The organism is Cohnella sp. LGH, from assembly GCF_017671885.1.
Classification (GTDB): domain Bacteria; phylum Bacillota; class Bacilli; order Paenibacillales; family Paenibacillaceae; genus Cohnella; species Cohnella phaseoli.
In genome coordinates, this window is the sequence record NZ_CP072117.1 from 2147474 (window position 1) to 2160620 (window position 13147).

9 protein-coding genes are annotated in these 13147 nt (G+C 55.1%); all 9 read right to left on the minus strand.

Translation table 11 applies throughout. The annotated features are described in order from the left end of the window. Positions 1–2: 2 nt before the first annotated feature. Positions 3–1538: a response regulator transcription factor gene (locus tag J4772_RS08650; RefSeq protein WP_209074908.1), complete on the minus strand. Its 1536-nt coding sequence runs from the start codon at positions 1536–1538 to the stop codon at positions 3–5. A gap of 164 nt (positions 1539–1702) precedes the next feature. Next, entirely contained in the window at positions 1703–3394 is a 1692-nt protein-coding gene (locus J4772_RS08655; RefSeq protein WP_247741051.1) for an extracellular solute-binding protein, read from the minus strand. A gap of 62 nt (positions 3395–3456) precedes the next feature. Beyond that, on the minus strand, positions 3457–4371 hold the full coding sequence (locus J4772_RS08660) for a carbohydrate ABC transporter permease (protein ID WP_209074909.1): 915 nt from the start codon (positions 4369–4371) through the stop codon (positions 3457–3459). A 40-nt stretch (positions 4372–4411) separates the two neighbouring features. Continuing rightward, the gene (locus J4772_RS08665) at positions 4412–5359 is read right to left on the minus strand and encodes an ABC transporter permease (protein ID WP_209074910.1); all 948 of its coding nucleotides are present in this window, start codon (positions 5357–5359) and stop codon (positions 4412–4414) included. Between the two features lie 143 nt (positions 5360–5502). After that, positions 5503–7710, minus strand: coding sequence for a hypothetical protein (locus tag J4772_RS08670; RefSeq protein ID WP_209074911.1), 2208 nt, complete (start codon positions 7708–7710; stop codon positions 5503–5505). Positions 7711–7907: 197 nt separating this feature from the next. After that, entirely contained in the window at positions 7908–9062 is a 1155-nt protein-coding gene (locus J4772_RS08675; protein ID WP_209074912.1) for a GntR family transcriptional regulator, read from the minus strand. 677 nt (positions 9063–9739) lie between these two features. Beyond that, the gene (locus J4772_RS08680; protein ID WP_209074913.1) at positions 9740–11341 is read right to left on the minus strand and encodes a response regulator transcription factor; all 1602 of its coding nucleotides are present in this window, start codon (positions 11339–11341) and stop codon (positions 9740–9742) included. A 62-nt stretch (positions 11342–11403) separates the two neighbouring features. After that, on the minus strand, positions 11404–12222 hold the full coding sequence (locus tag J4772_RS08685; protein WP_209074914.1) for a carbohydrate ABC transporter permease: 819 nt from the start codon (positions 12220–12222) through the stop codon (positions 11404–11406). Further along, complete coding sequence (locus tag J4772_RS08690) at positions 12222–13091, minus strand: carbohydrate ABC transporter permease (protein WP_209074915.1); 870 nt, start codon at positions 13089–13091, stop codon at positions 12222–12224. Before J4772_RS08690 ends, J4772_RS08685 begins: the two co-directional genes overlap by 1 nt. Positions 13092–13147: the final 56 nt, after the last annotated feature.

Sequence of the window (13147 nt, forward strand, 5' to 3'; positions counted from 1 at the left end):
GACTACGATTCCTCCCGGAATTGCGCGGGCGTTTTGCCGAAATGGCTTTTGAACAGTGAAATAAAATAGGGTACGTTACCGTAACCAACCTGCGGCGCGATATCCACCACCTTGGCATTGGTCGTCAGCAGCAGTTCCTTCGCTTTGTCCATTCGGTACAGCGTCATATATTTGTTTAAGCTAATGCCCTTCTGCTTCTTGAACAGGTAGCTCAAATAGCTCGGCGACAAATACACCCTCTCCGCCAGCCGCTCCAAAGACAGATCCTGATCGTATTCGCGCTCGATCCATTTCACGACCTCTTCTATTGCTTTCGAGGAGCCTTCCCCAAGCCGGGCGGCGCTTGCAGGCGAATGCTCTTCCAGAATCGTCCTCATGACCAAGCGCAGATCGGCGAGCCTCGTCGTTTTGTGTACGCTTTCAAGATGCTTGTTGAAGAGCTCGAAGTTTTTCCGCGCCGAAGCGTCGAACAACGCCTTTACCACTTCCATGCATACGTATTTGACGTAAATCGACGACAGGCGGTCGCTATTCTGCAATTGATCGAACAACTGCTCGAATCGCAAATAAGCGAAGTCGAAGCGTGTGCGCTCGATGTGCTGCTTCACCTCGTCCAGCATTTCCTGAACGCCGGCCGTCACCTCGTCCTCCGACGTTCGATTCGTCTGCACGATTGTCCCTTCGCCCCAGAAAAACTTTCCCTCCAGCATCGTCTCCATCGTCTGGTATTCGCGAATCAACTGGTCGAGCGTCTCTACCGGACCGCTGACGACAACGGCGACGTCCTGTCCGTACTCGGTCAACAGCCTCTCCGACAACGTTTGCGCGATACGCACGAATTCATCCGCGTTTTCTCCCGGCTGCGCCTCTGCAAACAACAGCGCCTGGAATTCGTTGAGATGAAACCATTCGCGCCACCGTCCAACAACGCTGTCGAGCCGCTCCTCGAAATCCGGCGGAGTGCGATCAAAAAATCGGCTTCGCGCATCCAGCATCAACAGACGCAGATTCGGCTCGTAGCCGAAATCGGCCAGCCTCATACCCGCATACACGTCCGGCTGAAGCCGCCCGGAGAGCAGATCGGCAAGCAGCCGATGCTTCTCCATCCGCGATTCCCGGTTGTACGCCATCTCCATCCGTTCCAGCTGCGCCTTCTCCTGCCGCTCCTCCTCGCACTGCTGAATGGCCTGGGAGAGCACCTTCAGCGCGTCGGTCACCTGAATCGGCTTCAACATATAACGAATAGCGCGCACATCGATCGCCCGTTGGGCATATTCAAACTCTCCGTAAGCGCTCATAAATATGATTTTGATCGGCCACCCTGCCTCCCTGATCCGATCCGCGAATTCCAGCCCATCCATACCCGGCATCCGAATGTCCGACAACACGATATCGACCGGATTTCTCTGCAAAAACTCCAGCGCGCTCTCGGAGCTGTCGGCCTCGGCCAACTCCAATCCCAGCCCGAACTTGTCGACCAGAAACCGCACACCCTCCCGCTCAAACTTATCGTCGTCCACTACGAGCATCCTCAACATGCCGCTGCCCCCTTCTGCTGGCTCGAATGTTCAACATCTTGTTCGACACTAGTTTACTATCCTCCTGCTGTCAAGCATCTGAATATCAGCCAAAAATCAAATCGACCCTATCGCCGATTCAGGCGATTAGGTCGATTTGTCGTTTTTCTATATTGCTGCCCCTATTAGAAGCCGATGTCGTCTCGAGCCGCCGCTTTTTCGGCTACGAAATCCGCCATTTCCTGTGCGCCTGCCGCCCTGAACTTGTCTTGGATGTCGCGCAGCATTTTCAGCGCTTCTTCGTCGGATTTGGCGAAGAGGGCTTTCCGGAACTCGGTGTCAAAATTCAAAGAGTTGGTGGCATCCCGGTATTTGTCGTATTGCGGCCATTCCCTGGCAACATAGTTGGCGCTGATCTTGTCGATTACTTTGATCGGAATTTTTTTCCAAAAGCTTTCCTCCAGCTTCCTCCACTCCGTCTTCTGGTCCTCCGGCTGAGGCCAGGTCACATCGGAGGAGAAGGCGCCAATGAATCTGCCGGGCAGGAAGTTAAGGCCTTCGTCGCGCTTCTCGTCCGGGTTATTGTCATACTTCTGCTTCACTTCGGGAAGCCAACGAGGCTGCCCGTTGTCCAGCGTATACGTCTGGCCTTCGACGCCCCAATAGGCGAGCAGACGGCCTTCTTCGCTATTTACATAATCGAGGTACCGCAGCGCCGCTTCGGGATCTTTGATTTTGGCGCTCAAGAAGATGACCGGGAATCCGCCGCGTCCGGGCGTAGCTACCTGCGTCGCGATTTCCCCGTTTTTATTTTTCATCGGTCCGAGCAATTCGTACTGCATCTCCGGATTCGTCTTATAGAGCGTTTTCGACAGTTGATCCATCATCGGTTGGGCTCCGTACACGGCCATCTTGCCGGTAGCGAGCTTTTCGTTGGCCGTCGTATCGGTGTTGCTGAAGGCTTCGGGATCGAACAAGCCGTTTGAGATCAGCTTTCTCATGAACAGCAGCCGGGGCTCCTGGTCTTCGCCAAGGGTCCAATGCGTCACCTTCCCGCCTTCCAGGCGGAAGTCCGAAATGTTGTAATCCGACCACCCCATCAGGTATCGGCCATAATCCCAACCGTTGTGCATGGTGCCGGCAGGGATGACCGACTTTCCGCCGATATCCTTGAAGTTGCCGTTCTTGATTTGGGTCAGCAGGTCGTACAGTTTATCTTGCGTATCGATATCCTCGGCCTTCACGTTCAAAGCCTTCAGAATATCTCCCCGCGCATAGAGCCCGTAATTCCAGTTATGAATGCTCTCCAGCGTACCGTCCGGCGTCTCCACCGGAATAAAATATTGCTTGCCTTCGAACTCCGGGCTGTTCATCTCGAATTCGTAGAAGTCCTTGGACACGCCAGTCGTCAGCAGTCGCTTCACATTGGGATATTTATCGAGATAAGGGGTTAAATCCAGGAGCTGTCCTTCCATAGCGGCCTTCTTGATGACTTGCCCTTCTCCGCCTGTCGTCGACCAGAAGGGAGCGTTGACGATATCCGGAACCGTGTCGGAAGCAAAAATCGTGTTCAGCTTTTCAACTTCGCTCGTTGTAATCGATTCCAGCTTTAACGTTACGCCTGTCTTCTCCCTCACCTGCCGGGCCACGAGATTGTTCTCCTGATCTTGCGGGAATGCTCCGCCGCCTCCGTTCCAGGCGCTCAGGTAAGTCAACGTAACCGCCTTGGGCGCCTCCGATCCTGTTTGCACCGCACTTCCCGAGGGAGTACTCGAGCTTTTGCTTTCTCCGTTTCCGCTGCATGCGGTCACAGTCAGTACGAGCATTGGGACGGCAATCATCATGCTAAGCGAACTTTTCAACTTTGTCTTGCGCATTTGACAAGCCCCTTTCGTTTGCTCATTTTTTATATAAAAGGCCATGCCTCTTATACCGTCGTCTACTCCTTCAGCGAGCCTACCAGCACACCCTTGACGAAATACTTCTGAAGGAACGGATACACGCAGATGATCGGAGTTGTAATAATGATGACGAAGGTCATCCGGAGCGCTTCCGGAGTTACGCCGCGCAGCCCCATCTGGGACTCGCTCATGTTCTGAATGCTGGAGCCGCCGCTTGATCCCGTCATCGTCTGGAAGGAAGCTTCGCTGATCATCTTGTTCAGAAACGTGGCGGCGGGATAGAGGTCTTCATTCTGGATGAAGAACTGCCCGGTAAACCAATCGTTCCAGACGCCTACCCCGACGAACAAGGCGATCGTAGCCAGAACCGGCAGCGATAGGGGGAGGATGATTCTCGCGAATACCGACAGCTCGCTGGCGCCGTCGATTCGGGCCGATTCCGACAGGCTTCCCGGGATTCCGTCGAAGAAAGTTTTCATGATAATCGCGTTGAAAAAGTTATACATCATCGGCAGAACGAGCACCCAGTACGTGTTGAGGATTTCCAGCTGCCGGAACAGGATAAAGGTCGGAATAAGCCCGCCGCTGAACAGAGTGGTGAAGAAAAAGAAGAAGACGATATACTTCCTTCCCGGCAAGCCTTTGCGTGAAAGCCCGTAGGCCAGCAGAGCCGTCAGCAGAACGGAACTTACGGTCACGATAAACGTTCTTGTAACCGAGATCATGAAGGAATTCAAGATGAGCGGGTTGTTGAACGCCTTGTTGTAGTTCTCGAGCGTAAAGACTCGCGGGAAAAAGTAGATGCCGCCCTTCATGGCGTCGTAGCCGTCGTTGAATGAAAGCGCAAGAAAATAGATAAAGGGATAGAGGGCCGTCAGGCTGAACAAGGTCAGCACCGCATAGTTAAATGTCGAATAGGCTTTATCGGCTGCAGACATTTTTCTTACGCCCATACCCGCACCTCCTTTGTGTCATGTGATGAGATTCGCCCGCTTACCATAGCGATACGTCGCTGACCTTTTTGGAAACCTTGTTGACAATCACGATCAGAATCAGCGAGATAGCCGACTTGAACAAGCCGATTGCCGTGGAGTAAGCGAATTGCCCCTGCTGGATGCCCGTTTTCAACACGTAGGTGTCCAGTATCTCCGCGACGCTTATTGTAGCGGGCGTCTGCATGAGCCAGATTTGGTCGAACCCTGCGTTGAGGATGCCGCTAAGGGAGAAAATCAGCAGAATGCCGATCGTAGGCGTAAGGCAGGGCAGCGTAATTTTAAATAAGGTGCTCCAGCGGCCCGCTCCATCCATTTCCGCCGCCTCGTACAAGTGCGGATCGATATTGGTCAGGGCGGCCAAATAAATGATCGATCCCCATCCGACGCCTTTCCAAATATCCGAAATAATGACCAGCGGATAAAATAACGACGTCATGCCCATAAAAAAGATCGGATCCAGCCCCATCTTTTCTCGGATGTCATTGATAAGTCCGACGTTGGGCGAAAGAATCTTTTGCATCAGCGTCACGACGACAACCCAGGATACGAAGTGCGGAAGATAGGATATCGTCTGGAAAATCCGCTTTATTTTGCTGCGAAAGACGGCATTGAGCATTAAGGCAAGAATTAAAGGGGCCGGGAATCCGAAAACCAGCTTAAGCGCGCTGATGGACAGCGTATTGTAGAGCACCGAATAGAAACTGGAATCGTTCAGAAACTGTTCGAAATATCGAAAGCCCGCCCAGGGGCTGCCTATTATTTCCATGTTATATTTGAAATCTTTGAACGCGATCAAAATGCCGTACATCGGGTAGTAGCAAAACACGAGATACCAGACGATAGCGGGAAGCATGAATAAGTAGATGTGTCTGAAACCCCATACTTTGGTCCAAGTTTTGTTCGTTCTCAACGGCAGCACTTCCGCTCTCGCTTCTTTCACGATCATTGTTTCCCCCACCTCCTGCAAAATGTCGCCCTTCGAAGCGCTTTCAAATCCGAGGACCGTTGTATGGAATCGTTTCCACAAAAGTGATTCTATCCTCCGGGCTTCTCCGGTCCAGTCGAAGAAGCCCGGCCGGAACAGCGGCGTCAGCCTGCCCAGTCTACCCTCACGTTTGCCTTGTTCTCGCTCCCGTGCCAGTATTCCAGCAGAACGCTCCGCGTCCCTTCGTCCCATTCCCATGCAATCGGCTCCGTTTTTCCTTCGCATTCAAGCGCTGCGGAGACCGGCATGCGAGGACAATAGAACCTTGCCGTCGCGCGCATGCTTGCAGGCCCCCTCGCGATGAACGTAAAACCGTTTGCCTGCGAGTTCAGCTCCTCGACTCGGGACGAAGCGGAGATGACCGCCGCCTCATCGGCCGCCGGGCGGCCAGCCTCCACGTCGAACAGCAGCGTCTGCGCGCCCGGCATCAGGCGCACCTCCCGCTTGACAGGCAGCGACGGGTCGAACAAGTCGACGACCGGCCCGTCGATGACGAGAGGCTCATCGGCAACCGACTCCTCCATCACCGCCGCGATCACGTAAGGACCTCGCCTGATCTTGAAATACGGCTTCGCGCGCCAGCCGAGCGCCGGATCTCCGAGCGCCTCCATCGTCTGCCTGACCGTCGAGCGCAGCGCTTCCGCTCCCGCCTCCGACGCGGCGCAATCGTCCGGACGGACGGCGAGATAACCGACCGCTCCTTTGCCCGCCTTGTAGATTCCGCCATCCGCGCCGCCAAGCTGCAGCTGCTCGAACAGATGCTCGCGAGGCGAGCCGTACGTCCGCGCTCTTCCGCCGGAGCCTTTGCTCTCGTTCCACCATGCCCGAATCCGGTGATACGGATCGGAGTCGTCTCCGACGTATATCAGCGCTCCGCCTTCCCTCACCCACCCGGCCAAAGCGTAATGAAGGTCCGGATATTCCGGCTTCATATATTCGTAGCTGAGCAGAAGGACGCGATAATCCTCCAGATAGTGAGCGAAGCGGCGCACGTTATCCAATTGCACCGGACGAACGGGAATGCCGTGCTTGAGCAGAGGCAGCGCGAGTCCGTAGAACGGCGAGAAATCAAGCAGCTCCGTATCGCCTTCTTTCTTGAAGCCTTCCGGATCGGTGCCGTCGTACTTGCCCGCGTTGGCCGCCTCGGATTCCGGCTTCATGCGCTGGAACATCGCGGAATCGGCAATGAGCACCCCGATCCCTTGCGCCGCGTCTTCTGTCTCGACCTCGTCCTGGGCCATGTTGCCGAGCGTGTGCATCACGTGAAGCAGCGTTGTCGCGTAATCGGGCGGAATCGCCGCCTTCCCGACGCCGTCCTCCGAAGGGTACTTCCCCTGAAAAATGCGGCGGGGCCACGGGGACACCTCGTAATGAGCAACTCCGGGATGAAGAAGCGAAGCGACGACCGTCTTGATGTAATTCTGCTTGTAATCCGACCAGGTGTAATTCGGATTGTCCTCGATCGGATCGTGGAGAAACCACATGCGGCGGTCGGTTCCCCTGACCAGTTCCTGCATGATGCCGTATTCGAGATAAGCCGTCTCGAAGGTCCGCTCATTCCGCACGCCTTGATACACGTTGGGCGTCCGCGACGTCCCCGTCCAGATCTGGGCGATGTAGCCGTCGATCGACGGGAGCTCCAGCAGCCTGGATTCCGGGCTGACGATCCGCCACTGCGTGTAGTTGATCAGGCTGTGGGTCGGAACGTAGAAGCGCAGCCGGCGGCCGTACTTGAGCAATGCGTAATCCTTCATTTCCGCGCACAGCCGATCCAGAGCCCGCGTATATAAAAACGCTTTCAATTTCGAAGCGCGATACTGCGCGTCCGGCGATGCGTGCGGGGGAGACCAAGGCTCTCCGTAATACAGCAGCCACTCGCGCTTAAACGCCTCGGAGTAACCGCCGTTGACCCAAAATTCGGGCTCTTCCAGGTGAATCGCCTCCACGCCCGCGTCTACCGCGATGCGGATGCGTTCAGCCAGAAAATCGGTAAAGCTCAGCGTAGGCACCATGTAAGGAATGACGACCGGCTTCTTCCCGTGTACAATCATCTCGCCGCTGCGGTCGGTCTGCGCCTCGTCCCAATGCGTCCGCCCATCCGTCTTGCCGTCCAGATAGTCGTTGTACGTCCCCCATGCGATGCCGGTCATCAGATGAACGACATATCCTTTGTCCCTCCACTGCCCGATTCGCTGCTCCATCGTGCCGTCGATGCCGTACACCATGACGAAGTCCGTCTGCAGATCGTAATCCGGGTGATACGCACCCGATTCCTGGAACCCCGTCCGTTCTTCCGTTCGATTTCTCGCCATGCCGCCCAACCTCCCGTTTTGTCCGGATGTGAATCGAAGCGCTTTGTTTTCTTTTCCAAAATATAACACACATATTTTACATATTCAATATGGTTTTTAAATCAATCCAAAAAAAATAGGCAGTCTCCCTCATCCGAAAAGGCTGCCTCCCATCGTTCGCTTTGCTATTCAAATTGTCGCAACGTTCCTCTCGCTGCTTAACGCTGCCGGTTCGGTCCGGAAGTCTGACGAATGACCAACCGCGGTTCGATCAGCGTTTTGTCGAAGTGCTTCACGTTCCGCTCCCCGCGGATAACCTCAAGCAGCTTGCCCGCTGCCTTGACGCCCATCTCTCTCTCGAACTGGTTAATATGGGTGAAAATGCTGCCCTCCTCCACAATCGATGTCGGGTCGTCAAAACTCACGATCGACACGTCGCCCGGCACGTCGAGCCCCGCTTGCCGCGCCATCTGGTAGATATGAACGCTCAGCCTGCCGTTCAAGGAGATATAGGCGGTCGCCATCTGGTTGCGGATATAGCGAAACAACGGATGTGCTTCCGATTCCTTCAAGCTTTCGGCCAGCGTAAAACCAGTAATCATATGGGCCGGATTGATCAGCGCCCCCTTGTCCTTCAGCGCAGAGATGTATCCCTCGATCCTCTCCTGCACTGTGACGGTCAACAGCGGGGAATCGGAGCAGATCGCGATCTCGCGGTGTCCGAGCTCCCAGAGATGGTCAATCGCGAGGCGAACGCCCTGCCGGCCGTCCGAAGCGATGAAGTGCGTCTCGACGCCCGGAAGATGCCTATCCATCAGAACAAACGGGAAGCCTTCGAACTTCATGCTTAGAATTTCCTCGTTATAGTTCTCCTCGTCCACCGGGAAAATAAGCAATCCTTCCGCCTCAAGCGCCTTCAACTCCTTGATGGCCGCCTTTTCCTTCTCTATCTTGCCGCTGGACAGCATGATCATGCTCCTGTAGCCTTCCGATTCAAGTGTGTGCTGTATGCCCTTGATCAGCCGAATTGCGAAGTAATCGTCGATGGATGGCATCACCAGGCCAATCAATCCCGTGCGAGTTTGTCGTTCACCGACGTCACGGCTTTGCACGGCAACGGCGGACGACGGCGCGCTCTTCTTCGCCCCCTTGTCCGTCACGAAGCTCCCTTTCCCTGGCACGCGGGTAATGACCTGTTCGTCGGCCAATCCGGTCAAGGCTTTGGCCACCGTGATTTTGCTGACCTGGAACCGCTCCAACAGTTCCTTCTCTGTAGGAATCCGGTCGCCGGCCTTCATTTCTTCCACGGTGATAATATCTCGGATATAGTCCTGTATTTGCTGATATAACGGGACGCGCTCGTTCGTGCTCATCGTAATCACCAATCCCATAGCGGTAAGTATGTAATATATATTATATTCCTAATAGACAAAGAGCAACCAGAGATAAATAGCAAAAGCACCGATAAACAGGTACTTCAGTCTATCTCCCGCCGCATTCAACAACCATTTTCCCCATAAAATCGAATTCCCTTCCTATCGCAAAAGCAAATTTAGCGTGTAATTGTTAGAACATTTGTCGAGCGTATCGTAAGTTTCAATAAACCATATTAAATATGTAATGATTCTAGAGTAAAGGGCTCTGAAATTGACCGCGAAGAACGGAAACGAGGGATTCGTGCAAAGGGAGGGATTGTTTCAGAAGTGTGGAATAAACCCGCGAATGCTGTTAAATTGCCGTCCGCCGATCGCCTTGCGAAAGCAAGGGCAGCGCTTCTCTTCGGCGAGATGCTTGGTCGTGATGAGCGGAACAAGCGGCAAGTCGAGCACTCTCTTGTCTCAGGGCTTGTCTAACGAAGCGCGCGATCGCGTCGAGCGTGCCCAGACGGGTTAACTGCGGAAAAGGAGAGCCGTGAAAAACCGGGTCGGACATACCCCCATCGTGCTAGAGCGAGTCCGGCCCGTTCCTCCAGCATCAGCGTATCGGGAATCACTCGTTTTGCCATGTTCCATCTCTCTGCTATTCCATTGTCATGCCTTTACCGATTTGTTCACGATTTGCCGGAGACGAATTCGCTGCGGAACTCGCCCAACGTCTTGCCGGTCTTCTTCTTGAAAATCTGGCTGAAATACCGATAGTCCTCGTACCCGACTTTCCGGGCAATTTCATAATTTTTATAGGTCGGAACCCGCATCAGCTCGATCGCTTTCCGAATGCGGGTGTCCGCCAAGTAGTCGACGAAGTTTTGCCCGGTCATCTTCTTGAACAGCCGGCTCAGATAGTCCGCATTGACGAAGCGGCTTTCCGCAATGTGCTGCAGCGACAGCGGCTGGTCGTAGTGCGACTCGATCATTCGCTGCATCTCGCCGACGATTAGCTCCCCTTGCGTCGCCCCCTGCCGCTGGATCGACGCCAACATGGCAGGGATAAGCTCTTCAACGAACAGAGCCCCTACCGAGCCCGGATCGCCCCTATCCCGCAGCGCCTCGATCAGCTCCAGCGGCGGCTTGCCGCAGGCTTGCTCCAATCCGGAATCGTTGGCGCGGAGATGGCGTTCCAGCGCGTGAACGAGCAGGATTGCGCCTTGCTTAAGCTGGCCCACCGTCGCCGATTCATCGCCGATGGAACGCAGCAGCAGCTCGAATTCCCGTTCGGCCTCCTCCCGGTTTCCCATCTGCAGCGCAAGCAGAAACGCCTGCTCATGCCTATGCGGATAAGGCGGCGAGACGGAGGAGCCCGCTCCCGCGGCAGAAACCGAGGCAAGCAGAACGGCTTCCTTCTCGGATAGCTTCCTCCCCGCCAGCGCGGCCAGCGCTTGCTCCAATGCGCGCTTAAGCCAGCCCGCGTCCGCCGAAGCGGTCTCGCATACGCCGATACTGTAGCCGCAACCGGCAAGCCGTTTCAGTTCGGCTTGAACGGCTTCGAGCAGACGCTTCAGCTCTCCCGGCGGCAGCTGGCCCGAGGCGACGGCGACAGCCCCGACTGCCCCTGAGCGACCGTCCGGTAGCGGCGACAACGCCGCCTCCCACGCGCCGCCGAAATAAAAGGCCCGCTCCCGGACAAGCTTATCGCGAAGCGAACGCAGCAAGACCGCACCGCCGCCTTGATCGTCACGGTACAAGTCGGCCTGAACGACGAAGACGGCAGCCGCTTTGCCCGCCCAAGAAGCCGGTATGCTGCCGCTCTCCCGTCCTTGACCCGCCCGCTCCAGCAGCAGGTCGCGGAACCAGCCGTCGCTTCGATTCGCTTCCTCTACTTTACGCCGCTCCCCTTCCCGCCGCTCCAGCTCGACCACCGCCTTGTCCAACACCTCGGCGAGCTCGTCCTTCTTGACCGGCTTAAGCAAATAATCGAAGGCGTGATGAATAATCGCCTGCTTCGTATATTCGAAATCCGAGTAGCCGCTGACGACGATCGTAAGCAGCTCCGGCAGCTCGGCATCCATCCGCGCCAGCAATTCCCTGCCGTCCAGTCCGGGCATCCGCATATCGAGAAACAGCAAGTCGGGCCTCAGCTCCAGTGCCATATCGTAAGCGTCCTGACCGTCTGCGGCCTCGCCGACAAGCTGGAGGCCCAGCTTGTCCCATGGAATCGATTGAATCAGCCCGCGTCGAACCCATTTTTCGTCATCGACTACCATCACCTTGCGCATGCCGGACCTCCTTTCTCTTCTATAACGTAAGAACGTATCGTATCCTCGCAGCGTCGATGCGGTTAGCCTTTAACCGATCCAGCCGTCAGCCCGTCGATAATGTATCGTTGCAGCAGCAGATACACGAGCATCACCGGCAGCACAACGATCACCATAAAGGCGAACACGACGCCCCAGTTCGTATTGTACAGCGACACGAAGTTGAAAATTTGCAGGACGATTGTCCATTTTGTGCTATCTGTGACTAGATAAAACGGCCCGAAAAAGTCGTTCCACACGGATACGATAACGACGATCGACACCGTCACAAGCACCGTAATGAGCAGAGGCAAGATTATTCGGGCGTACAGCCGGAAAAATCCCGCCCCTTCGATCTGAGCCGCCTCGTCCAGCTCTCTGGGAATCTGCTTCATAAAGCCGACCAGCAGGAAGACGGAAAAAGGCAGCAGCACCGCCGTGTAGTACATCACCATGCTGAAATAAGTGCCCTTAATGCCCAGTATGTCCATTAATCGGATCGTCGGTACGATCGACACCGGCACGATCAACCCGATAATAAACGTCAAATACAAGCCGCGCATCAGCCTGTCGTCTCGCCGCTGGATGACGAACGCGGCCATCGAGGCGAACAGATTGACGCAGAAGACGGTCAGTCCCGCCAACAGAAAACTGTTTTTGAAGCCGCGCAGAATGTTGCCTTGCTCGAATACTTTTTCATAGTTGCTGAACAGCCACTCGGACGGCAGTCCCATTCCGAACAGAGCCGATTCGCGGACGCCTTTGAACGAATTGACCAGGATCATGTAGAACGGAATGAGGATGACGAGCGCGCCGAGCAGGACGAAGAGGTGCAACGCCAGCTTTTTTCCTCCCTGTCTCATCACATCTCCACCTCCCGTTTCTTAAGCGCGGCAAGCACCGGAAGACCGACAAGGGTAACGAGCGCAAAAAGAACGAGGTTGATCGCCGTTGAGTAGCCCATCTGCCCCATGCTGAACGTGCTGCGGATGTAAGTATAGAACACTTCCGTCGTATAACCCGGACCGCCGTCCGTAAGCACCATGACCATCTCGAACACCTTCATCGACCCGATGAGAGACAGCAGAATGTTGACTGTCGTGGACGATGCGACCAGCGGCAAAATAATGTTTTTGAGACGATGCCAGTAGTTGGCCCCGTCGATGGCCGCGCTCTCCAGCAAATCCTTCGGAATAAATTGCAGGCCGGCCAAATAGATAACCATCGTAAAGCCCGATACCTTCCACAAATCCGTCAGAATAATCGAAAACAGCGCCCATTTCGGATCGTTCAGCCAATCCTGAGCCATGAAGCCGAGGCCGACGCCCTCCAGAATCGTGTTGACGATGCCGTGCTCGGGGTGATAGATGGCGCGGAACACGTAACCAATGACGATCGGCGCAATGACGTACGGCATAAAGAATACCATGCGGAAAAAATTTCTCATCCGAATCGACTCGTTCATGACAAGCGCGAGCACGAATCCGATGACGTTCTGCAGGACGGTGACGGCCGCCGCGAAAATCAATGTATTGCTGAGCGCCTTCCCCAGCCTAGGTTCCTGGAAGAGAGCCGCGTAATTGTCGAAGCCAATGAATTTCACCGAATCGGCGTTAATGTTCCAATCCGTAAAGCTGTAATACACTCCGAACAGAGTCGGGGCGATAAAAAAGATCAGAAAAACGGTGACTGCAGGGTACGAAAAATAGAGCGGGTATTTGCGTCTTTCCATAGTCTCGCCTCCTCCCTCCAAGGTGGATGGGGCCGTTCCGCGGACGACTGTATAGC